Source organism: Modestobacter caceresii (assembly GCF_000761485.1).
In the GTDB taxonomy this organism is placed as follows: Bacteria; Actinomycetota; Actinomycetes; order Mycobacteriales; family Geodermatophilaceae; genus Modestobacter; species Modestobacter caceresii.
Genome location: NZ_JPMX01000019.1, coordinates 54,501 through 79,083, shown reverse-complemented (window position 1 = coordinate 79,083; position 24,583 = coordinate 54,501). Strand labels below are relative to the sequence as shown.

The window sequence follows — 24,583 nt, the reverse complement described above, 5'->3', positions numbered from 1 at the left end:
GCCCGGCCACTCAGCGCGTGACGACCGCGATGGCCACGGTGCCGAGGTAGATCAGCGGCAGCAGGATGCCCTCGAACCCGACCCCCTTGCGCTCGCGCATCACCAGCCCGGTCGCCAGCACGACGGTCATCAGGATCGTGCCGCCGAGCAGCACCAGGCTGATCTCACCGGCGTCGCGGTAGACCGGCCCCTCCAGGTAGGCGACGTCGGCCACCGGGATCATCAGGGTGTCGAAGACGTTCCCGCCGATGATGTTGCCGATGCCCAGGGTCAGCGCCCCCATCCGCACCGCGGTGATCAGCACGACGAGCTCGGGCAGCGAGGTGACCGCCGTGGTCAGGGTGAAGCCGACGACGCCGCTGGGCAGCCCGGTCGCCTGGACGACACCCAGCCCGGCCTGGCCGATCACCCAGCCGGCGACGCCGACCACCAGCGCGAGCGCCGCGAGCCGGCCCCACAGCCGCCGGGTCGAGGCGTCGGTGCCGTCGGGTTCGACGTCCTCGACCGTGGCCGAGGTCTGGATGGGTTGCCACATGGGGTGGTCGTGCATCCGCCGGAGCAGGACCAGCCCATAGCCGTAGAGCAGCGGGATCAGCAGGGTCACCGGGTGGATCCAGCCCCACTGCAGCGTGGGGGTGGCGTAGGCGACCACCGGCAGGGACAGCATCCCGACCAGGAGCAGCGCCTGCAGCACGTTCTCCAATGAGGCGGCGGCGTGCTCCAGGTTCGCCCGGCGGTAGACCAGGTCGGCGATGGCCAGCCAGACCGTCTGCACCGCGACGCCGCCGATCGGGTTGGCCAGGCCGAACCCGGCATCGCCCTCCAGCGCGCCGGTCGCGGTGGTCACGATGCCCGGCAGGGAGGTGACCGCACCGAGCAGCAGGGCGCCACCGATCGCGTCGCCCAGTCCGGTGCGGTCGGCGAGCTCGTCGGCGGCGCGGGTCAGCCGGATGCCGGCGAAGACGATCACCGCTGCCATGGCGACGAGGGCCAGCGCGCTCGGCCAGAGTGGCCACACCCCGGCGGTCACTCCGGCACCTCCTCGCGTGGACGATCAGATCGGCGACAACCTGATCATGAGCCGCCGGCCCTCGCCACTCGGCGCCCCCGAACAGGTGACGCGCCGGAGCGCCCCCGCCCGACCATCCCCGGCGGCGTCAGGAAGAGGTGACGGTCGGGGTCCTCCCGCTCACTCCCACTCGATGGTGCCCGGCGGCTTGCTCGTCACGTCGAGCACGACCCGGTTCACCTCGGCCACCTCGTTGGTGATCCGGGTGGAGATCTTCGCCAGCACGTCGTAGGGCAGCCGGGTCCAGTCCGCGGTCATCGCGTCCTCGCTGGACACCGGGCGCAGCACCACGGGGTGTCCGTAGGTGCGCCCGTCGCCCTGCACGCCCACGCTGCGGACGTCGGCCAGCAGTACCACCGGGCACTGCCAGATCTCGGTGTCCAGGTGCGCCGCGGTGAGCTCCTCGCGGGCGATCGCGTCGGCCTGACGCAGCACGTCCAGCCGGTCACGGGTGACCTCACCGATGATCCGGATGCCGAGGCCCGGGCCGGGGAAGGGCTGGCGCTGCACCAGGGTGTCGGGCAGGCCCAGCTGCCGGCCGACCTCGCGCACCTCGTCCTTGAACAGCGTGCGCAACGGCTCGACCAGGGTGAAGGTCAGGTCCTCGGGCAGCCCGCCGACGTTGTGGTGGCTCTTGATGTTCGCCGTCCCGGTGCCGCCACCGGACTCCACCACGTCGGGGTAGAGGGTGCCCTGCACCAGGAAGTCGACGGTCTCGCCGTGCTCCTTGGCGTCGGCGATCACGTCGAGGGCGGCCTGCTCGAAGACCCGGATGAACTCCCGGCCGATGATCTTCCGCTTCGTCTCCGGGTCACTGACCCCCGCCAGCGCGGCGAGGAACTGCTCGCTGGCGTCGACGACGCGCAGGTCGGCTCCGGTGACGGCGACGAAGTCCCGTTCGATCTGCTCGGTCTCGCCCTCGCGCATCAGCCCGTGGTCGACGTAGACGCAGGTGAGCCGGTCACCGATGGCCCGCTGGACCAGCGCCGCGGCCACCGCGGAGTCGACCCCACCGGACAGCCCGCAGATGGCGCGGCGGTCGCCGATCTGCGCGCGGATCGACGCGACCTGCTCGTCGACGACGTTGGCCATCGTCCAGCTCGGCTCCAGGCCGGCGATGTCGAACAGGAAGTGCTCGAGCACCGTCTGCCCGTGCGGGGTGTTCTTCACCTCGGGGTGGAACTGCACGCCGGCCAGCCGCCGGTCGACGTCCTCGAAGGCCGCGACCGGGGCGCCGGTGCTGGTGGCGGTGACGGTGAAGCCGGGCGGTGCGGCGCTGACCGCGTCGCCGTGGCTCATCCACACCGACTGCTCGTTCGGCAGCTCGCCGAACAGCTGACCCGGGGTGGTCACGGTCAGCGGGGTGCCGCCGTACTCCCGGTCGCCGGTGCGGGCCACGGTGCCGCCGAGGCTGGCGGCCATCGCCTGGAAGCCGTAGCAGATGCCGAAGGCCGGCACCCCCGCCTCGAAGACGGCCGGGTCGACCTGCGGGGCGTCCTCGGCGTAGACGCTGGAGGGCCCGCCGGAGAGCACGATCGCCGCCGGCTTGCGGGCCAGCAGCTCGGCGACCGGCACGTCGGAGCCGACGAGCTCGGAGTAGACCCCGGCCTCCCGGATCCGGCGGGCGATCAGCTGGGCGTACTGGGCACCGAAGTCGACGACCAGCACGGTCGGGAAGTCCATCGTGGCCGGGCTGCTGGTGGTGGGGCTGCTGCTCATCGGGGGCGTCAGCCCACCAGGTGGCCGGGACCGGCCGCGGTGTCGCCGTTGCCACCGATCACCAGGTCGACCCGCTGGAACTCCTTGAGGTCCCGGTAGCCGGTCTTGGCCATGGTGCGGCGCAGAGCACCGAAGAGGTTGGTGCGCCCGTCGGCGGAGGTGGCCGGGCCGAGCAGCACCTCCTCCAGCGAGCCGCGGGCCTGCGCCGGTGCGGACGTGCCGCCGCGGGGCAGTCGCGGGTGCGCGGCCACGGAGTCCCACCACACGCCGCCGGCCGGCGCCTCCGCGGCGGTGCGCAGCGGCTCCCCGAGCTGGACGGCGTCGGCACCGCAGGCCAGCGCCCGGGCGATGGCGCCGCTGGTCTCGATCCGGCCGTTGGCGATGACGTGCACGTACCGGCCACCGGTCTCGTCGAGGTAGTCGCGGCGGGCCGCCGCGGCGTCGGCGATCGCGCTGGCCAGCGGCACCCGGACGCCCATCACGGCGTCGGCGGTGGACCAGCTGTCGGCGCCCACGCCGACGATCACGCCGGCGGCGCCGGTGCGCATCAGGTGCAGCGCGGTCTGGTAGTCCGCCGCGCCGCCGACGATCACCGGGACATCGAGGTCGGCGATGAACTCCTTGAGGTTCAGCGCGTCCCCGCCGGTGGTGACGTGCTCGGCGGAGACGATCGTGCCCTGGATGACCAGCAGGTCGACCCCGGCGGCGAGCACGGTCGGGGCGAGCGCCACGGTGTGCTGCGGGGAGACGCGCACCGCCGTGGTCACCCCGGCGTCCCGCACCTCCTTGATCCGGGCGGCGATCAGGTCCGGCTTCACCGGCTCGGCGTAGACCTCCTGCAGCAGCGCGGTCGGCGGGCCGCTGTCGGGCCCGGCGGCGTCGCGCAGGCGGCGGTAGACGTCGGTCGGGTCGTCGTACCGGGCCCACAGGCCCTCGGCGTTGAGCACACCCAGGCCACCGGCCTCACCGACCGCGACCGCGGTCTCCGGGCTGACCACCGCGTCGCTGGGGCTGGTGACGAGCGGGATCTCGAACCTGAAGGCGTCGATCTGCCAGGCGGTGGAGACGTCGTCGTGGTCCCGGGTGCGCCGGGAGGGGACGATCGACACCTCGTCCAGGTCGTAGCCCCGGCGGGCGAAGCGGTTCAGGCCGATCTCGACGTTGTCACGTACTGGCATGGGGTCAGCGGCCTCGGTAGTTGGGGGCTTCGACGGTCATCTGGATGTCGTGCGGGTGGCTCTCGGTGAGCCCCGCGGAGGTGATCCGGGTCAGCTGGCCGCGCTCCTGCAGGTCGGCGACGGTGGCCGCACCCGCGTAGCCCATGCCGGCGCGGAGCCCGCCGACCAGCTGGTGGGCGACCCCGGACAGCGGCCCGCGGTAGGGCACCTGCCCCTCGATCCCCTCGGGCACGAGCTTGTCGTCGGAGAGGACGTCGTCGGCGAAGTAGCGGTCCCGGCTGAAGGACTGGTTGCCGCGCTTCTGCATCGCGCCGAGGGAGCCCATGCCGCGGTAGGTCTTGTACTGCTTGCCGTTCATGAAGACCAGCTCCCCCGGGGCCTCCTCGACCCCGGCGAACAGGCCGCCGATCATGACGGTGTCCGCGCCGGCGACCAGCGCCTTGACGATGTCACCGGAGTACTGGAGCCCGCCGTCGGCGATGACCGGGACCCCGGCCGGGCGGGCGGCGAGCGCGGCCTCGTAGATGGCGGTGACCTGCGGGACGCCGACCCCGGCCACCACGCGGGTGGTGCAGATCGAACCCGGCCCGACGCCGACCTTGACCGCGTCGACCCCGGCGTCGATCAGCGCCTGCGCGCCGGCCCGGGTGGCGATGTTGCCCCCGACCACCTGCACGCCGTGGCCCACGTTCGCGAAGTCCTTCTTCACCCGGGCGACCATGTCCAGCACGGCGCGCTGGTGGCCGTGGGCGGTGTCGACGACGAGCACGTCGACCCCGGCGTCCACGAGCAACCCGGCCCGCTTGTAGGCGTCCTCGCCCACGCCCAGCGCGGCACCGACGGACAGCCGCCCGTCGACGTCCTTCGTGGCGTTGGGGTACTGGTCGCGCTTGACGAAGTCCTTGACGGTGATCAGCCCGCGCAGCCGCCCGCCGTCGTCCACCAGCGGCAGCTTCTCGATCTTGTGCTGCTTGAGCAGCGCCAGCGCCCGATCCGGGTCGACGCCCACCGGGGCGGTGACCAGTGGCAGCGGCGTCATCACGTCGCGCACCAGCCGGTGCTGGTCGGTCTCGAAGCGCATGTCCCGGTTGGTGACCATGCCGACCAGCACGCCCTCGGCGTCCACGACCGGTGCCCCGGAGATCCGGTAGCGGGCCGACAGCGCGTCGACCTCGGCGAGGGTGTTGTCCGGGGAGCAGGTGACCGGGTTGGTGACCATGCCGGCCTCGGAGCGCTTGACCAGGTCGACCTGGCCGGCCTGGTCCTCGGCGGCGAGGTTGCGGTGCAGGACCCCGATGCCACCGGCACGGGCCATGGCGATCGCCATCCGCGACTCGGTGACGGTGTCCATCGCCGAGGAGACCAACGGGATGGCCAGCCGGATGCCGCGGGTCAGCCGGGTGCTGGTCTCCACGTCGGTGGGCACGATGTCCGAGGCCCCGGGGACCAGCAGGACGTCGTCGTACGTCAGCCCCAGCGGGGCGAACTTGGCCGGCAGTTCAGGGATGCGCTCGTCGGGCTGCATGTGCCGCCACCCTCTCGACTTCTTCGGTGGGAGCGCCTCGCCAGGCGCACTGGATCCCCCCACATGCTAGGCGGAGCACCGGAGGGGTCCCTCGCCCCGCTACCGTGGTCCGTCGGTCGGGCATGCCCGGCCGACTGCTGGCTGACCAGCAATGACCGAGGATGCCGGCCCTGGCCGGCGAGGAGGACACGTGGACGCGTGGGACGACGCATTCGGCGCGACCCCGGATCGCGACCCGGACTTCGGGGGCGAGCTCGGCTCCGGTGACCACTCGGTGCAGCCACCGCTGACCATGGAGGAGCGGGCCGGGGTGCTCGACGACCTGGCCGAGCTGGAGGTCTTCCGCACGCTACTGGAGCCCACCGGGGTCAAGGGCATCGTCGTGGACTGCCCCGACTGCGACGAGGAGCACCACGTCGACTGGGCGCTGATGCAGGCGAACCTGCGCCAGCTGCTGGACGAGGGACAGACCGGCCGGCACGAGCCGCCGTTCGACCCCGACCCCGACGACTACGTCAGCTGGGACTACGCCAGCGGCTACGCCGACGGGATCGCCGCCCTGGCCGAGCGCGAGGAGCCCACCGGCCGGCACGGCATCGGCGGCCGCCACGCCCGCGACGACTGACGGGACCCCGGAGGCTGAGCCGTCTCATCGACCGGTGAACCGCTGAGCGACACGGTCCACCGGTCGGCCAGGCGGCTCACCCCAGCGAGGCGCGCACCCGCCCCACGTCGCGCGGCACTGCACGGAAGAGCCGCTCGGCCGGGCCCGGGACCTCGAGCTCGCGGAGCACTCGCCGCTCCACCGACGCCCAGCCCGGGCCGAGGTCCTCGTCGACCAGCCGGACGAACCGGATCCCGGTCGCCCGCACCAGGTCCTCCCGTCGCTTCTCGTCGAAGAGCACGTCCTCGGGGCGGTCTCCGTACGCGGGTCGGACGTACTCGACCCGGCCGTCGAACTCCACGGCCACGGCGGCGTCCTCGTACCAACCGTCCACGACCTTGACCAACCGCCCGTCGATCCACAGCTCCACCTGCGGCAGGTAGGGCGGCAGTCCAGCAGCGCGGAAGCGCAGCCGCCCCTTCGTCTCCAGCCACGTCTCGGCCCTTCCGTCCGCCGCGGCCACCGCCCGGACGGCCAGCGGAGCACGGGGCGCGAACCGGTGCCGATCGAGGGTCGCCTGCAACTGCTCCGTGGTGACCAGGCCCCGCAGGGGTGCTGCGTCCAGCGCCGCGACCGCCGGCAGCTCCGGCCACTCCCGTGCGGTGTCGACCAGGGTCCGCGCGGGGGTCGTGAGCCGGAGCTGGCCGCGGACGGTCACCTCGTCGTCCGGGAGCTGCGCCTTCGCCATCACGTAGCCCGGGCCGGTGCGCCAACGGAGGGGGTCGGTCAGCCGGACGTCCGGGGGCAGGCCGGTGGGCAGCGGCAGACCCCACAGCCGGGCCGCGGTCGCGTGGCTCAACGCCGCAGTCGGCCGGGCCAGCGCCGTGGTCACGACCAGGGCGTCGAGTTCGTGGCGCCGCCCGGCTGCCTCCGCCACCGTCAGGTCGTCCGCGGTGACGAACAGGCCACGACGCAGCCGGACCCATGCACCCGACCGGACCGCGGTGCGGGCCTCCCGCTCGGTGACGCCGGCCGCCGTCAGCTCGGCACTGCTGAACAGGCCCCGCCGAGCGTTGGCGGCGACACGGACCGGGCCGGGCAGCTGGGGAGGCACGAGTCGATCGTCGGCGGACCGACGTCCTCCCGGACCGCGTCAGGCGACACCGTGGACTGGCCGTCGTCCGGTGGACGACGGCCGGCACGGCCAGGCCTCGTCCGGTAGAGCCACCTCAGCGACCGTTCCGCCGCTGCACGCCCCGGCTCACCGGTCGGTCAGGCGGCCAAGGCCCGCGCTCAGATGCGTCTGGCCGGGTCAGCTCAGTGCATCATCCCGCGGCGGAAGCCGGTGGCCACGGCCTCGGCGCGGTCCTTGGCGCCGAGCTTGCGGAACAGCCGCCGCGCGTGGGTCTTGATCGTGTCCTCGGACAGGTAGAGCTCCCGGCCGATCTGGGCGTTGCTCTTGCCCTGGCTCATCCCGGTGAGCACCTGCATCTCCCGCGCGGACAGGGCGACCTGCGGCGTCTCGGGCACGGTGGAGCGCACCGTGGTCGGGGCCAGGCCGGCCAGCGGGCTGGCACCACCCCAGCCCGAGCCGGCGGGTGCGCCGGCGAGCACGCCCGCCTGCTGGGCGCTGCGCGGCGCAGGGGCCAGCTGGTGGGGCAGGCGCCCGCCGTCGGGGCGCATGCCGGTACGGGACAGGCCCAGCCCGAGCTCGAGGGGGCTGGCGTCCCAGCGGAGGTACCCGCGGGCGCCGAGGGACACCGCGGCGCGCACGGTCTCGGCGTCGTCCGGTGCCCCGAGCATGAGCACCGGCAGCGTCGGGTGGGCACGCAGGACCTGGGTGGCCACGGACAGCCCACTGTCGGTCGCCCGCTGGGTGCCGACGAGCAGGACGTCGGGCACGCGGTTGTCCAGCCGGGCCATCAGCGACGTCGGGTCGGCGACGGCCTCGACGCGGCTGACGAAGGGCAGGGCGAGCAGCCGGCCGGCGACGTCGTCCCGGACCCGGCGACGCTCGTCGAACACCCAGACGACGGATCCACCGCTGCCGTTGCCCCGCGTCCTGTCCTCGATCACGACTGCTCCCGTCTGCGCCGGTCGGAACCGGCGGCGTACCGACCGGGCGTCGCCCGGGCGGGTGGCCGGAGCGAGGTGGTCCCCTCGCTCCCGGGAGCGCCGGCACCTCCGGTCTCCCGGACGGGTGTCGGGGTGTCCCCCACCCTGGTGGTCGGCACTCACTGTGATCACCTTGATCCTGTGGGTAGCGCGGCGACAGTGGCCGTCACCCCCGCGGGTGACGACCTGTGAGCGCGCGGCGGCCGAAGCACAACTCGGCCGATCCCGCACGACGAACGCGATCGGTCGTGTTTGCGGCTCGTCGGCAGCGGGCATCGGCCCGGAAGCGACCGGGCAGACCCCCCGGTGCACTGAGCCGAGGAGGTCCAATGGCTGACATCCGCCGACTGCCCAACCCCGTGGCCGAGGTCTGGGACTGGCAGCTGCACGGTTCCTGCCGGGGCGAGAGCACCTCGCTCTTCTTCCACCCCGACGGCGAGCGCGGCCCGGCCCGTGCGCGCCGCCAGGCCGCCGCCAAGGCCGTCTGCGGACGTTGCCCGGTCATCGAGTCCTGCCTCCAGCACGCCCTGTCGGTCCGCGAGCCCTACGGGGTCTGGGGCGGCATGAGCGAGGAGGAGCGAGCGCGGCTGATCGCTGCAGAGCCCGCTGCCATCGCCGCTGCGGTCTGATCCGTCCGCGGGAGGCCTCCCCCGCTGACGAGATGCCGAGAGGGCCGGTTCGACGAACGCGTCGGACCGGCCCTCTCGGCTGTCCGGGGTCCGCTCAGCCCAGGTCGCTGACGACGCGGTCCCGTCCCCGGGTCTTGGCCTCGTACAGGTGCTCGTCGGCGCGGCTGAGCAGGTCGGCGAGCGCCGTCCAAGCGCCCCCGGCCGTGGTCGCCACCCCCGCGCTGAGGGTCAGCGTGAGGCCGTCGGCCAGCTCGGCCCAGGGGTGCGCGGCGACCGCCCGGCGCAGGTCGTCCAGCTGCCGGACGGCGCGCGGCAGGTCCCCGCCGACGAGCACCAGCAGGAACTCCTCGCCCCCCATCCGCGCGGCGAAGCCACCCGGCGCGGCGCCGCCCGATGCCGCGACCTCGAGTTCCGCCGCCACCGCGCGGAGCACCTGGTCGCCGACGTCGTGCGACCACGTGTCGTTGACCCGCTTGAAGTGGTCCAGGTCGACCAGCGCCACGGAGACGATCTCGGTGGTCGTGATCGCCCGGTCCAGCAGCTGCGGGAGCTGGTCGTCGACGAAGCGGCGGTTGTACAGGCCGGTCAGCGGGTCACGCAGCGAGAGCTCACGGTAGCGCCGGCTCTGCCGCCGCGCCTCGGTCGCCTCGTACATCGCCTGCAGCGCCCGGGCCCGGGCGTCGCGTTGCGCGGACTGGAGGTCCAGCGCCGCCTGGCTGTACAGCTGGTGTTCCTCGAACGCCGCCTTGTAGTCCGCACCCGCTGCGTGCAGCTCGGCCTGCTCCCGCCGGGCGCGCACCCGGATGGCGGTCAGCCCGTGCTGCTCGCACCGTCGCACGCACTCGTCCAGCACCTCCTGGGCGCCGGCCACGTGCCCTCGGCGACGGCGCACCTCGGCCAGGGTCAGCAGGAAGTCGGCACCGGCGTCCCCGTCCGGCGAGGCGTCCAGCGCCCCGGACTCCGTTCCCGGCGCCAGTGCGTGCTCCGCCTCCTCCAGCCGGCCCAGCCCCAAGAGGGCACGGGCGATGGTGTCCAGCCGTCCGACGTGCAGCGGCACCCCGTGCCGTTCGGCGAGTGCCTGCAGTTGCGTGCTCAGCCCCAGTGCGCGCTCGTACCGGCCGGCGATCGTCTCCACGTAGGCCCAGTTGTTCAGGATCAGCAACTGGCGGTCCACGTCACCGAGCTGCTCGGCGAGACCGAGCACCTCCGCGTAGCGCTCCCGGGCTCCCTCGTCACCCTGCAGGCCCTGGCAGTCGGCCATCCGGGCGAGGTGGTCGATCCGCAGCACCGGCGGGTCCTCGTCGCCGAGCAGGTGCACGGACTGGACGGCGTGCTCCAGGGCGAGCGAGAGGTCGCCCAGTTCCTGAAGGACGGCCGCCAGCAGGAAGTGGCTGCGGGACAGCACGTGCCGGGCGTCCGCGTCGGTGGCCCAGCGCTGCACCTGGCGGGCGATCCGGCCGGCCTCGGCCACGTCGCCGCGCCGTCGGGCCAGGTCCGCCAGCACCAGCCGGGCACGCAGCTCCAGCTCGGGTGCGCCCAGCGCGCGGGCGGCGTCCTCGGCCTGCTGCGCCCGGTCACCGATGCCGTCGACGTCGAAGCGGGACAGCGCCTCCAGTTCGTCGAGGGCAGCCGCCAGCTCGACGGCGTCCTCAGGGGTCGCCGGATCCGGGCGGGGCACCGCCCGCTCACCGACCTCCACGTCCTGCACCCCACCCCATCGACGGCGCGAACGGCACGTTGAGCCCCTGTCTCGGTGGACTGACCCTCATGGGTGGTGCGCCCGCGGCCACGAACGGGTCCGCCCCCGCTCCCAGACGGGAACGGGGGCGGGTGTCAGCCGGTCGCGCTCAGCTCAGTGGCTGTGCCCGTGGCCGTGCGAGTGCCCGTGGGTGTGGTGCCCGGCGCCGTCGGACTCCTGCTCGGCGGGCTTCTCCACGATCGCGGAGTCGGTGGTGAGCACCATCGCCGCGATCGAGGCGGCGTGCGAGAGCGCCGCCTTGGTGACCTTGACCGGGTCGATGACGCCCTGGGCGGCCAGGTCGCCGTACTCGCCGGTGGCGGCGTTGAAGCCCTGGCCGATGCCCAGCTCACGGACCCGGCCGACGACGACCGGCCCCTCGAACCCGGCGTTGGAGGCGATCAGCGACAGCGGCGAGTCGATCGCCTTGCGCACCGACCGGGCGCCGATCAGCTCGTCGCCGGTCAGCTCCAGGTCGTCGATCGCCGTGGCGGCGTGCACCAGTGCGGAGCCACCACCGGGGACGACGCCCTCCTCCACCGCAGCGCGAGTGGCGGCGATGGCGTCCTCGATGCGGTGCTTGCGCTCCTTCATCTCCACCTCGGTGGCGGCACCGACCCGGATGACCGCGATGCCGCCGGCCAGCTTGGCCAGCCGCTCCTGCAGCTTCTCGCGGTCCCAGTCGGAGTCGGTCGCCTCGATCTCCTTGCGGATCTGGGCGACCCGGTCGGCCACGGCGCCGGAGGTGCCGCCGCCGTCGACGATCGTGGTGTCGTCCTTGGTGACGGTCACCCGGCGCGCGGTGCCCAGCACCTCGAGGCCGACGCCGTCCAGGGACAGGCCGACGTCCTCGCTGACGACCTGGCCACCGGTGACGATGGCGAGGTCGGTCATGAACGCCTTGCGCCGGTCGCCGAAGTAGGGCGACTTCACCGCGACGACCTTGACCGTCTTGCGGATGGAGTTGACGACCAGGGTGGACAGCGCCTCGCCCTCGACGTCCTCGGCCACGATCAGCAGCGGGCGGCTGCCGGTCGCCAGCACCTTCTCCAGCAGCGGCAGCAGGTCGGCCAGGGCGCTGACCTTGCCGCTGACCATGAGGACGAGGGCGTCCTCGAGGACGGCCTCCATCGACTCGTTGTCGGTGACGAAGTACGGCGACAGGTAGCCCTTGTCGAACTGCACGCCCTCGGTGACGTCGAGGTCGGTGGTCATCCCGTTGGCCTCTTCGACGGTGATGACGCCGTCCTTGCCGACCCGCTCCATCGCCTCGCCGATCAGCTCGCCGACCTCGGCGTCCTGGGCGGAGACGGTGGCGACCCCGGCGATGGCCTTGCGGTCGTCGACGGGGATGGCGACGGCGTCGAGGGCGGCGGAGACCGCGTCGACGGCGGCGCGCATGCCGCGGCCCAGGCTCATCGGGTTGGCCCCGGCGGCGACGTTGCGCAGGCCCTCGTGCACGAGGGCCTGGGCCAGCACGGTGGCGGTGGTGGTGCCGTCACCGGCGACGTCGTTGGTCTTGGTGGCGACGTTCTTGGCGAGCTGGGCGCCGAGGTTCTCGTACGGGTCCTCGAGCTCGATCTCCCGGGCGATGGTCACGCCGTCGTTGGTGATCGTCGGGGCGCCGAAGTTCTTGTTGATGACCACGTTGCGGCCACGGGGGCCGAGGGTGACCTTGACGGCGTCGGCGAGCTTGTCGACGCCACGCTCGAGGGCGCGACGGGCGTCCTCGTCGAACAGGATGATCTTGGCCATGCCAGACCTCTCTCAGGTGGTGCGGAGGAGAACGGGGGCAGACGACGACCGCCCCGGGACCCGGTGGTTCGGGTCGCCGGGGCGGTGTCGTTCAGTGGTGTTGCACGGCCCCCTGCAGGGGCCCGCACGCGAGCTCGCGAGCGGGTGGGGGGCCAGGGGGTCCTTCTACTTCTCCACGACGGCGAGCAGGTCGCGCGCGGACAGGACGAGGTAGTCCTCGCCGCCGTAGCGCACCTCGGTGCCGCCGTACTTCGAGTAGATGACCACGTCGCCGACGTTCACGTCGAGCGGGACCCGGTTGCCGTTGTCGTCGACGCGGCCGGGGCCGACTGCGACGACGGTGCCCTCCTGGGGCTTCTCCTTGGCGGTGTCCGGGATGACCAGGCCAGAGGCGGTGGTGGTCTCGGCCTCGTTGGCCTGGACGACCACGCGGTCCTCGAGCGGCTTGATGTTGACCTTGGTAGCGGTCGTCACGTCGTGACGCCCCCTTCGGTGTCGGACGGGCTCTCGAATGGATGGTGCTGATGCTGTGGCACGGGGGCTGGACCTCGCCGTCGCGGGGGTCGGGGCCCGGCCCGTGTCGATTGGCACTCTACCCATGTGAGTGCCAGCCGCTCAACCGGGGTCCCGCCCAGGTGGGGACGGCGATGCGCCACGCTGTGCCGGTGCCCGGCGACCCCCACGACGACGAGACCGACGGGCAGGCAGCGGAGGCGGTGCGCCAGCTGCAGGCGCTCGCGACCCCGGCCGGCGCGGCCGCGCTGACCCGCGCGCGGGAGCTGCTGGCCGACCGCACCGACGCCGTCACCGCGCTGACCCGGCTGCGGTCCGAGGTGGGAGTGGAGCTGGCCGGCCCGGCCTGGGGCATCGCCCGGCAGCGGGAGCGGGCCCGGCCGGCCTTCGGCGCCGACGCCGACCGTTTCTTCTTCACCGCCGACGCGCTGGAGCAGGCCGGCCGTCCGCTCCTCGCCGACCGGCGGGCAGCCCGGTTGCTGGCCGACGGCGCCCGGTCGGTGGTCGACCTCGGCTGCGCCGCCGGCACCGACACGATCGCGCTGGCCCGGGCCGGCGCCGCCGTGGTCGCCGTCGACCTGGACCCGGTCGCCCGCGAGCTCACCCGGCTCAACGCCGCGGCGGCGGGGCTCCGCGGGGTCGAGATCCGCGCGGCGGACGCGGTCGACCTGGTGGCCGCCGCGATCGGGGGTCGGGTGGCCACATGCGACGCCGCCGTCCTGGACCCCGCCCGGCGGGCCGGCGGACGCCGCCAGCTCGACCCCGACCGCTGGTCCCCGCCGTGGTCGACGGTGCAGGCCCTGCTCGACACCGCCCCGACGTGCGTGGTCAAGGTGGCACCCGGGCTGGACCACGACCGGGTACCCGCCGGGGTGGAGGCCGAGTGGGTGTCGCTGGGCGGGTCGATCGTCGAGGCGCTGCTGTGGGGGCGGGCGCCGTCGCGCACCTGGCGCCGGGCCACCGTCGTCGGCCGGGACGGCGTGCTGCACGAGCTGACCGCCGACACCGACCCGGGTGACGCCGAGCCGGGCCCGGTGCGCGGCTGGCTGCACGAACCCGATCCCGCGGTCATCCGCTCCGGGCTGGTCGCCCTGGCTGCGACCGAGCTGGACGCGACCCTGGTCGACCCGACGATCGCCTACCTGACCTCCGACGCGGCCGCGGACTCCCCGTGGGTGAGCTCCTACCGGGTGACCGACGTGCTGCCGTTCAACCTGAAGAAGCTCAAGGCGCTGCTGCGCGCCCGCGGCGTCGGCCGGGTGGTGGTGAAGAAGCGGGGGTCGCCGATCGAGCCCGAGACGCTGGCCCGCCAGCTCCGCGGCCCCGGCGAGGACAGCGCGGTCGTCGTCGTCACCCGCGTCGCCGGCGCCCCCACCGCGCTGGTCTGCGCGGCGCCCTGATCCACCAGGATGGCCATCTCGGTGGTTCAGCGGCTGATGAGGTCGATCGGCATGGAGCTGTCGGCGCCCAGGTCGATCGGCGCCGCCGGCACTCCCGCCTCCACCAGGCGGGAGCCGAGCGCGGCCACCATCGCACCGTTGTCGGTGCACAACCGCGGGCTCGGGGTGCGCAGCACGATCCCGGCGGCGTCGCAGCGCTCCTGGGCCAGGGCGCGCAGCCGCGAGTTGGCCGCCACACCGCCGCCGATGACCAGGTGGTCGACCCCGTGGTCGCGGCAGGCCCGCACCGCCTTGGCGGTCAGCACGTCGACCACCGCCTCCTGGAAGGACGCGGAGACGTCGGCGACCGACACCGGCTCCCCGGCCCGCTGCCGGCCCTCCACCCACCGGGCCACCGCCGTCTTCAGCCCGGAGAAGGAGAAGTCGTAGGTCGCGTCCCGGGGGCCGGTGAGCCCGCGCGGGAAGGCGATCGCCCGCGGGTCGCCCTCCCGGGCGGCGCGGTCGATCGGCGGGCCGCCGGGGAAGGGCAGGTCGAGCACCCGGGCGACCTTGTCGAAGGCCTCCCCCGCGGCGTCGTCGATCGTCCGGCCCAGCTCCTGCACGTCCTGGGCGAGGTCGGGCACCAGCAGCAGGGAGCTGTGCCCGCCGGAGACGAGCAGCGCGATCGCGGGCTCGGCCAGCCGGCCGTGCTCCAGCTCGTCGACGGCGACGTGCGCGGCCAGGTGGTTCACCCCGTACAGCGGGACGTCGAGGGCCAGCGCGTAGGCCTTGGCCGCGGCCACGCCCACCAGCAGCGCGCCGGTGAGCCCCGGGCCGGCGGTGACGGCGATCGCGTCGACGTCGCGCAGGGTCACCCCGGCGTCGGCCAGCGACCGGTGCACGGTCGGGACCATCGCCTCCAGGTGCGCCCGGCTGGCGATCTCCGGGACCACCCCGCCGAAGCGCTCGTGCTCGGCCATGGACGTGGCCAGCGCGTCGGACAGCAACGTCTGCCCGCGCACCAGCCCGATCCCGGTCTCGTCGCACGAGGTCTCGAACCCCAGCACCAGCGGCTGGCTCATTGCCGCACCTCTCGCAGCATCACGACGGCGTCCTTCCCACTGAGCGGGTAGTAGTTCGGGCGGCGGCCGATCTCGGCGAACCCGCGCCGGCGGTAGAACGCCTGGGTCGCCTCGTCGTCCTCGCGGACCTCCAGCAGCACCGGCGTGCGCCGCCCGTCCGCCTCGGCGAGCAGCGCGTCCAGCAGCAGCGCCCCGATCCCCTCGTGCTGCCGCGTGCCGGCCACCCCGATGGTGGCGATGTGCGCCTCGTAGGGATAGGCGATCAGCCCGGCGTAGCCGACCACGGCGTCGGCGTCGGCATCGGCATCGACGGCGACCAGGTAGTGCCGGGTGTCGGGACGGGCGAGCTCGTCCCGGTACATCCACTCGGTCCAGGTGTCCGGCGCGAAGAGCTCCTCCTCCAGCTCCATCACCCGGGGCAGGTCCGCGACGGTCATGTCGCGCAGCCGCACGCTCACTGGCTCACCGGCTTGCGGGTCACCGACGGCACCGCGTCGGGACGGCGGAGGTACAGCGGCTCCAGCGGTGCCGGCGGCCGGTCGAACAGCGGCACGGCGGCGCGCAGCAGCCCGGCGGTGGTGACCTCAGCGGCGATGACCTCGCGGCCCAGCCGCTCGGTGAACCGGACGTCCCCGACGACCGGGTCGGTGACCGGGGCGTCCTCCGGCCGGTCGACGCCGGGGCCGGTCAGCCGCTCCCCGTCAGCGCCGTAGGTGGCCCAGTGGACCTCCTTGCGCCGCGCGTCGGTGACCACCGACCGGGCGCCGTCGCCGACGGCGTCCAGCGAGCAGACGCCGTAGACCGTCGTCCCGATCGCGTCACCCAGGGCGGCGGCGGTGACCACCCCGACCCGCAACCCGGTGAACGGGCCCGGCCCCAGCCCCACCACGAAGGAGTCCACCTGACGCATCTCGACCCCGCCCTCGGCGAGCACCTCGCGGATCGCCGGGGTGAGCAGTTCGGCATGCCGGTTCCCCGACGGGAGGGCCCGTTCGGCGAGCACCTCGACGGTGCGCTGAGCGGGGAGCAGCAGCGCACCCTCCACCCGGGTCGACGTGACCTCGGCCAGCCCGACGACGAGGGTCGGGGTGGCGGTGTCGAGCGCGAGGACGAGCACGACCGTCGAGGGTAGATGCCGCTCCCCGGCCCGCCGTCGGCAGCGGCCGGGCGGTTGCGCCCGAGGCAGGCTGTTGATCGACTGCGCGGGCCCACCTCCCCCGACGACGAGGAACCCGCATGCCCGCCACCCTGGTCCTGGTCCACGGCGCCTGGCACACCCCGTGGTGCTGGCAGCCGCTGGTCGACCACCTGCCCGGCGTCGACGTCGTCCGTGTCGCGCTGCCCAGCTCCGGCACCGACCCGCAGTCGCTCGGCGACCTCACCGCCGACGCCGCCGCCGTCCGGGACGCGCTCGCCGAGGTCGAGGGGCCCGTGGTCCTGGTGGGGCACTCCTACGGCGGGATCCCGATCAGCGAGGCGGCCACCGCCGAGCTGGGCGTGGCGCACCTGGTCTACCTGTGCGCCTTCCAGCTCGACGTGGGCGACTCGCTGGTGAGCAGCCTGGGCGGACAGGTCCCGTCCTGGCAGGAGCTGCACCCGACGCACGTGCGGGCCACCGCGCCGGAGACGGTGTTCTACAACGGCGTCTCCCCGGAGCTCACCCAGCAGGCGGTGGCCGAACTGCAGCTGCAGTCCACGGCCGCGCTCACCCAACCGCTGAGCCGCGCCGCCTGGACGGAGCTGCCGAGCACCTACGTCGTCTGCGAGCAGGACCAGGCCATCCCGGTGGCCGCCCAGGAGGCGATGTCCTCCCGCGCCGGCACCGTGCTCCGGCTGGACACCGGCCACTCGCCGTTCCTGGCCGCGCCGGCCGAACTGGCGGCGCTCCTGCGCCCGATCGTCGAGCGGGCCGGCTGAGGCTCAGGCGTCGGTGAGCCGCTGCTCCCAGCCCGGGCCGACGGGCACCAGCCGGACGGTGCGGACGTCGTCGTCCCGCCGGTCGAGCTCGACCACCAGGTGCTCGTCGGCCAACTGCTCGACCAGGCCGTGGCCCCACTCGACGACGGTGACCGCCTCGTCGGTGGTGGCGTCCAGGTCCAGGTCGTCGACGTCGGCCATGCCGGCCAGCCGGTAGGCGTCGACGTGCACCAGCGGGACCCGTCCGCCGCGGTGCACCCGGGCCAGCACGAACGTCGGTGAGGTCACCGGGCCGGGGACACCGAGGCCGGCACCGATCCCCTGGGTGAGCGCGGTCTTGCCCGCACCCAGCGGCCCGGCCAGCACGACCAGGTCACCGGCCCGGAGCAACCCGGCCAGCTCGCGGCCGAAGGCCTGGGTGTCGGCGACGGTGGGCAGCTCGTGCGCGCGCCTCACAGCGAGCCCGCCACGGCGCGCAGGTCGGCGGCGAGCGCGGCTCGCGGGGCACCGTTCGGGCCGAACCGGATCGCGGCCGACGGGTGGTAGGTGACCCACACGGCGCGCCCGTCGACGTCGTGCGCCCGGCCACGCACCTGGCCGAGCACGGTGCGTGGCCCGAGGAACCACTTGGCCGAGGAGAGCCCGAGGGCGACCACGACGTCGGCGCCGAGCAGGTCGAGCTGGCGGCGCAGCCAGCCGCTGCACCGGGCGACCTCGGGGGCCTTCGGGGTGCGGTTGCCCGGCGGGCGGCACTTCACGATGTTGAGCACGGCCACCTCCGCCCGGGGCAGCCCGGCCTCGTCGAGCAACAGGTCCAGCAGCGCGCCGCTCCTGCCCACGAACGGCCGGCCGGTCTCGTCCTCGGTGGCGCCCGGCGCCTCCCCCACGACCACCAGCCGCGGCCGACCCGTCACCGGCACGTCCCCGACGACGACGTGCTGCCGGGTGGCGGCCAGCTCGGGGCACGCGACGCAGGAGCGGGCGACCTCGGCGAGCGAGGACCAGTCCGGCGCGGCCGCGGCGGTCGCCGCCACCTCGGCGGCGGCCGCGTCGGGTCGGGGAGCAGCCACGCCAGCACCCTACGACCGGGGCCCGGCCGGGGGTCAGCCGGCGGGGCGTTGCCCGGCGGCGACCCGGCGGATCAGGCCGGCCAGCACGTCGGTCACCTGTCCCGGGTGCTCCAGCGGCACCAGGTGCCCGGCGTCCGGGACGGCGACGTACTCGACCGTGCCCTCCCCCGACTCCTCGAGCCGCGTCCGGATCCGCTCGCTGTGCGCCTTGGGGATCAGCTTGTCCGCGTCGCCCGTCAGCACCACGGTCGGCACCCGACACAACGGTTCGATCGCGCCGCTGACGTCCAGTCCGGCGATCGCCGGGTAGAACTCGGCGACCACGTCGACCGGGGTCCCGGCGATCATCGCGTCCACGTAGCGCCCCAGTGCCGGGTCGACGCCGGTGGAGGCGAACGACATCGACCAGGTGACCGCCGACACGACGTCCTTGGCCAGTCGCCGGGTCACCTCGGCGAGCCCGGGCCTGCGGCGCATGGTCCAGACCGCGACCGGCAGCACCGTTGCGCGGACCCGGGTCAGCAGCGTGGGCAGCCCGAAGTCCAGGTCGCCGAGGTTGCCGCTGGAGGTGGACACCAGCGCCACCCCGGCGACCCGGGTCCCGAACAGCTCCGGCCGGCGCTGGGCCAGGGCGAGCACCGTCATCCCGCCCATCGAGTGGCCGACCAGCACCACCGGCCCGCGCGGCACCCGCGCGGTGAGCACCGACTCCAGGTCCGCGGCCAGCTGGTCGATGGTCGAACGCTCGGCGGCACCGCGGCCGGAGGCGCCGTGCCCCCGCTGGTCGTAGAAGACCAGGCGCGCGGTGGGCCGGTGGCCGTTGGCGGTGGCCAGCTGCTCGCCGAGGTCCCTGCGCTGGAACGTCCAGGAGGCCATGGACAGCGCGTAGCCGTGCACGAAGACGACGGTCAGCGGCGCATCGGTCGGGCCGACCTCCTCGACCGTGAGCGCCACCCCGTCGTCGGCCCGCACCACCACCGTGCGGTCGGCGGCACGGCGGCCGGAGCCCAGCGGGTCCTCCCGGCGCAGCTGGTTCACCGGTACGTCCTCGACGGGGCGGCCGTCCTCCCCGCGCTGACCGGCCAGCTGGCCGGCCCGCACCCGGGCCGTCGCCGTCCGGGTGACGGCGACCCCGACCGCCGTGCCGGCCGCGGCCAGGCCGACCGCGGCGCCGACCAGACCGGCCGTGCGGCCCAGGCGGAGGTGGCCGTGCTGCGCCATCAGGCGATCCCCGCGGTTCCCACGTAGCGGCGGGAGAAGCGGCCGCCCACCCGGGTGACGAGCTCGTAGTGGATGGTGTCGACCGCGTCGGCCCACTGCTGGGCGGTCGGCTCGCCGTCCGCCCCCGAGCCCCACAGCACCACCGCGTCACCGGGCGCGATCGGGTCGTCGCCCACGTCGAGGACGAACTGGTCCATGCACACCCGGCCCGCGATGGTCCGCTGCGCCCCCGCGGCGAGCACCGGTGCCCGGTTCCCGGCGGCGCGGGGCACCCCGTCGGCGTAGCCGACCGGCACCAGGGCCAGCGTCGTCTCCCCCTCCGGGGAGTACGTGTGGCCGTAGGAGCCCCCGGTCCCGGCCGGCACCCGCTTGGTCAGCGCCACCCGGGCCTGGACCGTCATCGCCGGGCGGAGCCCGTACTGCCCCGGGTCGCCGCCCAGCGGGTCCAGGCCGTACAGCGCGACCCCGGGCCGGACCATGTCGTACCAGGTCTCGGGCAGGGCGATGGTGGCCGCCGAGTTGGCCAGGTGACGGCGGGCGTCGGTCAGCCCGGCCCGCCGGGCCAGCGCCACCGCCTCCTCGAAGACCTGCACCTGCCGGGCGATGGTCGGGTGGGTGGGGGCGTCGGCGTGGGCGAGGTGGCTCCACAACCCGGTGACGACGACGTCGCCGTCGACCTGGGCACGCGCCGCCGCGGCCACGAGCCCGGGCCAGGCCTCGGGTGTGGCGCCCTCGCGGGACAGGCCGGTGTCGGCGAACAGCTGCACCCGGGCGGTGCGGCCGGTGGCCCGGGCGGCGTCGACCACCTCGGCCAGCGCCCACTCCGCGTTGACCGACAGCTCGACGTCGGCGGCCAGCCCCGCGGCGTAGTCCTCCCCCGGCGCGTGCTGCCAGGACAGCAGGGGTGCGGTGACCCCGGCGGCGCGCAGTGCGAGCGCCTCCTCCAGCACCGTCACCCCGAGGGCATCGGCCCCGCCGGCGAGCGCCGCCCGGGCAGCGGGCACCAGCCCGTGCCCGTAGCCGTCGGCCTTGACCACCGCCATCAGCGGCCGGCCGGCCCGCGCGCGCAGCGCGGCGGTGTTCGCCGCGATCGCGTCGAGGTCGACGACCACCTCGGCCCGGCTGCCCAGCACCTGCTGCACCTGCGTCACGCTGCCCACTGTCCCAGGCCGCCGCGGTCAGCCCGCACCGGCGCGCAGCCGGGCCAGCGTCTCGGGCAGCCGGCGGACCAGGTCACCGGCGATCAGCGGGCCCTGCTCGGCGGCCAGCTGACCGGCCCGGCCGTGCACGTGAGCCGCGACGGCCGCGGCCTCCGCGGCCGGCAGCCCGGTCGCCAGCACTGCCCCCAGGATGCCGGCGAGCACGTCCCCGGTGCCGGCGGTCGCCAGCCACGGGGTGCCGGTGCCGTTGACGAAGGTCGTGCCGGCGGCGTCGGCGACGACGGTCGCGTCGCCCTTCAGCAGCACCGTGCAGCCCAGCTCCGCCGCACCCCGGCGCGCAGCGGCCAGCCGGTCGGTGCCGACCTCACCGAAGAGGCGGGCGAACTCGCGGTCGTGCGGCGTCAGCACGGTGGGTGCCGTGCGGTCCGCCACCAGCTCCGGTCGCTGGGAGACCAGGGTCAGCCCGTCGGCGTCGACCACCACCGGCAGGTCGGTGGCCAGCACCTCGGCGAGCACGCTGGCGGCGTCGTCGTCGGTGCCCATCCCCGGGCCGACCACCCAGGCCTGAACCCGTCCGGCGTCCCCCGGGCGGCCGGCGGTGACGATGACCTCCGGCCAGGCGGCCCGCACGCCCTCCGCAGCGGTGCCGGCGTACCGGACCAGGCCCGGCCGGGTCCGCACCGCCGCACCGGTGCACAGCACCCCGGCGCCGGGGTAGGTCGCCGAACCGGCCAGGACGCCGACCACGCCGCGGGAGTACTTGTCGTCGTCGGGGGCGGGGGCGTCCAGGTGCGGGACGACGTCGGCGTCGGTCAGCTGCTGGGCCGCCGGTTCGGCGAGGACGGGGCCGAGCCCGATGTCGACCAGGTGCACCGTGCCGGCCTGCCGGCGACCGGCGCCCACCACCAGCCCCGGCTTGACGGCACCGAAGGTGACCGTGTGCTGAGCGGGGAAGGCCGCCCCGGGGACCTCGCCGGTGTCGGCGAGGACGCCGCTGGGCAGGTCGACCGCGACCAGCAGCCCCGGCCCGGCGGTCGCCTCCCGGACCAGCACGGCGGCCGGTTCTCGCAGTCCGCCGGCGCTGCCGAGGCCGACGATCCCGTCGAGGACCAGGTCGGCCCGGTGCAGTCCCGCATCGGCCGCCTCGGCCACCCGGCCACCGGCGCGACGGAACGCGGCCAGTCCTCCGGCGTGCGCCCGGTCCGGGGTGAGCAGGACGGCAGTGACCCTCGCGCCACGCTGCGCCAGCAGGGCACCGGCGAACAGCGCGTCGCCGCCGTTGTCACCGGAGCCGACCAGCAACACCACCCGGACACCGTGCGCCCGGCCCAGCAACCCCAGGCAGACGGTCGCCAACCCGGTCGCGGCCCGTTGCATGAGCACCCCCGCCGGGAGCCCGGCCAGGACGGACTGCTCCGCAGCCCGGACCTGCGCAGCGGTGTGCAGCCCGATCACGTGGCAGTCCCCTCGGCGATCACCATGGCGGAGGCGATGCCCCCGTCGTGGCTCAGCGACACGTGCCAGGAGGTGACGCCCAGCTCCGCGGCGCGCCGGGCCACCGTGCCGCGGACCTCCAGGTGCGGACGCCCCCGCTCCCCGACGACCACCTCGGCGTCGTGCCAGCGCAGGTCCCCCGGGGCGCCCAGCGCCTTGGCCAGCGCCTCCTTGGCGGCGAAGCGGGCCGCCAGGGACTCGCTGCTGCGCTCACCGCCCGCCGGGGTGCGCTGCTCGGCCGGCGTGAACAGCCGGTCCCGCAGCCCAGGGGTGCGGGCCAGCGAGGCGGCGAACCGCTCGACCGGGCAGACGTCGACACCGATCCCGATGATCACCCGGACAGTGTGCCCGCGCCGCCGTCCACCCCCACCGATGACTGTGCCCCCGCACCGACGCTGGTGCAGGGGGACAGCCGGTGATCAGGTCACCTGATCGGCGCTGGGCGCCGGGTCGGGTGCTGCTACTCGACGGTGACGCTCTTGGCGAGGTTGCGCGGCTGGTCCACGTCCAGGCCGCGGGTGGCGGCGATCTCGCAGGACAGCACCTGCAGCGGCACGGTCGTCACCACCGGCGCGAGCAGGGTCGGGGTACGCGGCACCCGGATGAGGTGGTCGGCGTAGGGCAGCACGTCGTCGTCGCCCTCCTCGGCGATCACGATGGTGCGGGCGCCCCGGGCGCGGACCTCCTGGATGTTGCTCACCACCTTGCCGTGCACCGACCCCCGGCTCAGCGGCGACGGGACGACGATCACGACCGGGGTGCCCTGGTCGATCAGCGCGATCGACCCGTGCTTCAGCTCGCCGGCGGCGAAGCCCTCGGCGTGGATGTAGGCGAGCTCCTTGAGCTTGAGCGCCCCCTCGAGGGCCACCGGGTAGCCGACGTGCCGACCGAGGAACAGGATCGTGTTCGCGGTGGCCAGGTCACGGGCGAGCTCCCGGACCGACTCCATCGAGGCCAGCACCTCGGTCACCTGCGCCGGCAGCGCCCGCAGGTCCTCGACGATGGCGGAGACCTCGTCGGCGTACTTGACCCCGCGCACCTGGGCCAGGAAGAGCCCCACCAGGTAGCAGGCCACGACCTGCGTCAGGAAGCCCTTGGTCGAGGCGACGGCGACCTCCGGCCCGGCGTGGGTGTACAGGACGGCGTCGGACTCCCGCGGGATGGTCGCCCCGTTGGCGTTGCAGATCGCCAGGACCTTGGCCTTCTGCTGCCGGGCGTGCCGCAGCGCCATGAGGGTGTCCATCGTCTCGCCGGACTGGCTGATGACCACGACCAGCGTGCTCCGGTCCAGCACCGGGTCGCGGTAGCGGAACTCGCTGGCCAGCTCGACCTCGACCGGGACGCGGGTCCAGTGCTCGATCGCGTACTTGGCGATCAGCCCGGCGTGGTAGGCCGTCCCGCAGGCGACGACGAAGACCTTGTCGACGTCGCGGAGTTCCTGGTCGGAGAGCCTGACCTCGTCGAGCACCAGCTCACCGGTCTCGCCGAGCCGGCCCAGCAGGGTGTTGGCCACTGCCTCGGGCTGCTCGGCGATCTCCTTGAGCATGAACCAGTCGTAGCCGCCCTTCTCCGCGGCCGCGGCGTCCCAGTCGACGGTGCGGGTCGCCGGCTCGACCACGGTGCCGGCGAAGTCGGTCACCGTGACCCCGTGCTCGCGGTCCAGGAGCACGACCTGGTCCTCCTCCACGTCCAGCGCCACACGGGTGTGCCCGATGAACGCCGCGACGTCGGAGCCGAAGAAGTACTCCCCGTCGCCCACCCCGACCACCAGCGGACTGTTGCGTCGCGAGGCGACCAGCCGGTCGGGCTCCGCGACGTGGGTGGCGACCAGGGTGAACGCACCCTCCAGGCGCCGGCTCACCTGGCGCATGGCCTCGGCGAACCGGTCAGGGCCCTCCGGCGTCTCCCGGTAGACGGCAGCGAGGAGGTGGGCGACGACCTCGGTGTCGGTCTCGGACGAGAACTCGATCCCGGTGGCCTCGCACTCGGCGCGCAGCGGCGCGAAGTTCTCGATGATGCCGTTGTGGATCACCGCGACGGTGCCGTCGGCGGAGACGTGCGGGTGCGCGTTGCGGTCGGTGGGCCCGCCGTGCGTGGCCCAGCGCGTGTGGCCGATGCCGATGGTCGAGGCGGGCAGCGCCTCCTCGGCCAGCTCCTTCTCCAGGTTGGCGACCTTGCCCGCCTTCTTGGCAGTGGTCAGCCGGCCATCGGCCAGCACCGCCACCCCGGCCGAGTCATAGCCTCGGTACTCGAGTCGGCGCAGGCCCTCCAGGACGATCTCCAGGGAGTCCTGCGGGCCGACGTACCCCACGATGCCGCACATTTGACCGAGCGTACCGGCTCGTTCCCAGTTCGCTGCCGCGCCGCGGAAGCCGAGCCCCAGCCGTCCCACCGGACACTCGTCCAGCCCGATCG

23 protein-coding genes are annotated in these 24,583 nt (G+C 74.4%); 4 read left to right on the top strand and 19 right to left on the bottom strand.

Translation table 11 applies throughout. From position 1 onward, the window contains the following. Nucleotides 1-10: 10 nt before the first annotated feature. The 4 genes from IN07_RS06025 to guaB form a co-directional block, all read right to left on the bottom strand. Nucleotides 11-1,030 (bottom strand): sodium:calcium antiporter, encoded by a 1,020-nt coding sequence (locus tag IN07_RS06025; RefSeq protein WP_036334339.1) that lies wholly within the window; start codon nucleotides 1,028-1,030, stop codon nucleotides 11-13. A gap of 159 nt (nucleotides 1,031-1,189) precedes the next feature. After that, the gene (gene guaA, locus IN07_RS06020) at nucleotides 1,190-2,788 is read right to left on the bottom strand and encodes a glutamine-hydrolyzing GMP synthase (RefSeq protein ID WP_036334338.1); all 1,599 of its coding nucleotides are present in this window, start codon (nucleotides 2,786-2,788) and stop codon (nucleotides 1,190-1,192) included. A gap of 8 nt (nucleotides 2,789-2,796) precedes the next feature. Beyond that, nucleotides 2,797-3,966, bottom strand: coding sequence for a GuaB3 family IMP dehydrogenase-related protein (locus tag IN07_RS06015; RefSeq protein WP_036334337.1), 1,170 nt, complete (start codon nucleotides 3,964-3,966; stop codon nucleotides 2,797-2,799). Nucleotides 3,967-3,970: 4 nt separating this feature from the next. Then, a complete protein-coding gene (gene guaB, locus IN07_RS06010; protein WP_036334336.1) occupies nucleotides 3,971-5,491 on the bottom strand; it encodes an IMP dehydrogenase in 1,521 nt (506 codons plus the stop codon). 190 nt (nucleotides 5,492-5,681) lie between these two features. Between guaB and IN07_RS06005 the strand changes: the two genes are divergently transcribed. Further along, the gene (locus IN07_RS06005; protein WP_036334335.1) at nucleotides 5,682-6,116 is read left to right on the top strand and encodes a DUF5319 family protein; all 435 of its coding nucleotides are present in this window, start codon (nucleotides 5,682-5,684) and stop codon (nucleotides 6,114-6,116) included. A gap of 76 nt (nucleotides 6,117-6,192) precedes the next feature. Here the strand turns inward: IN07_RS06005 and IN07_RS06000 are convergent, their stop codons facing one another. Both IN07_RS06000 and IN07_RS05995 read right to left on the bottom strand, forming a co-directional pair. Next, the gene (locus IN07_RS06000; RefSeq protein ID WP_052090893.1) at nucleotides 6,193-7,209 is read right to left on the bottom strand and encodes a type IV toxin-antitoxin system AbiEi family antitoxin domain-containing protein; all 1,017 of its coding nucleotides are present in this window, start codon (nucleotides 7,207-7,209) and stop codon (nucleotides 6,193-6,195) included. A gap of 203 nt (nucleotides 7,210-7,412) precedes the next feature. Beyond that, nucleotides 7,413-8,171, bottom strand: coding sequence for a response regulator transcription factor (locus IN07_RS05995; RefSeq protein ID WP_052090891.1), 759 nt, complete (start codon nucleotides 8,169-8,171; stop codon nucleotides 7,413-7,415). 368 nt (nucleotides 8,172-8,539) lie between these two features. Here IN07_RS05995 and IN07_RS05990 point away from each other — a divergent pair, with 368 nt between their 5' ends. Further along, nucleotides 8,540-8,839 carry a WhiB family transcriptional regulator gene (locus IN07_RS05990; protein ID WP_036334333.1) on the top strand — a complete coding sequence of 100 codons (300 nt, stop codon included), beginning with the start codon at nucleotides 8,540-8,542 and terminating at the stop codon, nucleotides 8,837-8,839. Nucleotides 8,840-8,933: 94 nt separating this feature from the next. On the opposite strand, the gene IN07_RS05985 is transcribed toward IN07_RS05990, so the two are convergent. The 3 genes from IN07_RS05985 to groES all read right to left on the bottom strand — a co-directional run bounded on the left by IN07_RS05985 (nucleotide 8,934) and on the right by groES (nucleotide 12,806). Continuing rightward, nucleotides 8,934-10,547: a GGDEF domain-containing protein gene (locus IN07_RS05985; RefSeq protein WP_052090890.1), complete on the bottom strand. Its 1,614-nt coding sequence runs from the start codon at nucleotides 10,545-10,547 to the stop codon at nucleotides 8,934-8,936. Nucleotides 10,548-10,691: 144 nt separating this feature from the next. Beyond that, nucleotides 10,692-12,332, bottom strand: coding sequence for a chaperonin GroEL (gene groL / locus IN07_RS05980; protein WP_036334332.1), 1,641 nt, complete (start codon nucleotides 12,330-12,332; stop codon nucleotides 10,692-10,694). A gap of 165 nt (nucleotides 12,333-12,497) precedes the next feature. Beyond that, nucleotides 12,498-12,806, bottom strand: a complete 309-nt coding sequence (gene groES, locus IN07_RS05975; RefSeq protein WP_036334331.1) for a co-chaperone GroES — start codon at nucleotides 12,804-12,806, stop codon at nucleotides 12,498-12,500. Nucleotides 12,807-12,997: 191 nt separating this feature from the next. Between groES and IN07_RS05970 the strand changes: the two genes are divergently transcribed. Further along, on the top strand, nucleotides 12,998-14,245 hold the full coding sequence (locus IN07_RS05970) for a class I SAM-dependent methyltransferase (protein ID WP_231558018.1): 1,248 nt from the start codon (nucleotides 12,998-13,000) through the stop codon (nucleotides 14,243-14,245). A 26-nt stretch (nucleotides 14,246-14,271) separates the two neighbouring features. Here the strand turns inward: IN07_RS05970 and tsaD are convergent, their stop codons facing one another. From tsaD to tsaB, 3 genes are read right to left on the bottom strand one after another with little or no spacing between them, the layout of a single operon-like run. Next, nucleotides 14,272-15,306 (bottom strand): tRNA (adenosine(37)-N6)-threonylcarbamoyltransferase complex transferase subunit TsaD, encoded by a 1,035-nt coding sequence (gene tsaD / locus IN07_RS05965; protein WP_036334330.1) that lies wholly within the window; start codon nucleotides 15,304-15,306, stop codon nucleotides 14,272-14,274. Continuing rightward, complete coding sequence (gene rimI / locus IN07_RS05960; RefSeq protein WP_036334329.1) at nucleotides 15,303-15,764, bottom strand: ribosomal protein S18-alanine N-acetyltransferase; 462 nt, start codon at nucleotides 15,762-15,764, stop codon at nucleotides 15,303-15,305. The genes tsaD and rimI overlap by 4 nt, the downstream gene beginning before the upstream one ends. Further along, a complete protein-coding gene (gene tsaB / locus IN07_RS05955; RefSeq protein ID WP_036334328.1) occupies nucleotides 15,761-16,423 on the bottom strand; it encodes a tRNA (adenosine(37)-N6)-threonylcarbamoyltransferase complex dimerization subunit type 1 TsaB in 663 nt (220 codons plus the stop codon). Before tsaB ends, rimI begins: the two co-directional genes overlap by 4 nt. Before the next feature lie 119 nt (nucleotides 16,424-16,542). On the opposite strand from tsaB, the gene IN07_RS05950 reads away from it, so the two are divergent. Next, a complete protein-coding gene (locus IN07_RS05950; protein ID WP_036334327.1) occupies nucleotides 16,543-17,223 on the top strand; it encodes an alpha/beta hydrolase in 681 nt (226 codons plus the stop codon). Nucleotides 17,224-17,226: 3 nt separating this feature from the next. Here IN07_RS05950 and tsaE read toward each other — a convergent pair whose 3' ends face one another. The 7 genes from tsaE to glmS form a co-directional block, all read right to left on the bottom strand. Continuing rightward, the gene (gene tsaE, locus IN07_RS05945) at nucleotides 17,227-17,679 is read right to left on the bottom strand and encodes a tRNA (adenosine(37)-N6)-threonylcarbamoyltransferase complex ATPase subunit type 1 TsaE (RefSeq protein WP_036334325.1); all 453 of its coding nucleotides are present in this window, start codon (nucleotides 17,677-17,679) and stop codon (nucleotides 17,227-17,229) included. Next, entirely contained in the window at nucleotides 17,676-18,293 is a 618-nt protein-coding gene (locus IN07_RS05940; protein ID WP_036334323.1) for a uracil-DNA glycosylase, read from the bottom strand. The genes tsaE and IN07_RS05940 overlap by 4 nt, the downstream gene beginning before the upstream one ends. 33 nt (nucleotides 18,294-18,326) lie before the next feature. Next, the gene (locus IN07_RS05935; RefSeq protein WP_036334321.1) at nucleotides 18,327-19,514 is read right to left on the bottom strand and encodes an alpha/beta fold hydrolase; all 1,188 of its coding nucleotides are present in this window, start codon (nucleotides 19,512-19,514) and stop codon (nucleotides 18,327-18,329) included. Beyond that, complete coding sequence (gene alr / locus IN07_RS05930) at nucleotides 19,514-20,665, bottom strand: alanine racemase (protein WP_081975220.1); 1,152 nt, start codon at nucleotides 20,663-20,665, stop codon at nucleotides 19,514-19,516. Before alr ends, IN07_RS05935 begins: the two co-directional genes overlap by 1 nt. A 27-nt stretch (nucleotides 20,666-20,692) precedes the next feature. After that, entirely contained in the window at nucleotides 20,693-22,129 is a 1,437-nt protein-coding gene (locus tag IN07_RS05925) for an NAD(P)H-hydrate dehydratase (protein WP_036334320.1), read from the bottom strand. Then, on the bottom strand, nucleotides 22,126-22,503 hold the full coding sequence (locus tag IN07_RS05920) for a holo-ACP synthase (RefSeq protein ID WP_036334319.1): 378 nt from the start codon (nucleotides 22,501-22,503) through the stop codon (nucleotides 22,126-22,128). The genes IN07_RS05925 and IN07_RS05920 overlap by 4 nt, the downstream gene beginning before the upstream one ends. 125 nt (nucleotides 22,504-22,628) lie before the next feature. Beyond that, complete coding sequence (gene glmS / locus IN07_RS05915) at nucleotides 22,629-24,491, bottom strand: glutamine--fructose-6-phosphate transaminase (isomerizing) (protein ID WP_036334318.1); 1,863 nt, start codon at nucleotides 24,489-24,491, stop codon at nucleotides 22,629-22,631. Nucleotides 24,492-24,583 lie beyond the last annotated feature (92 nt).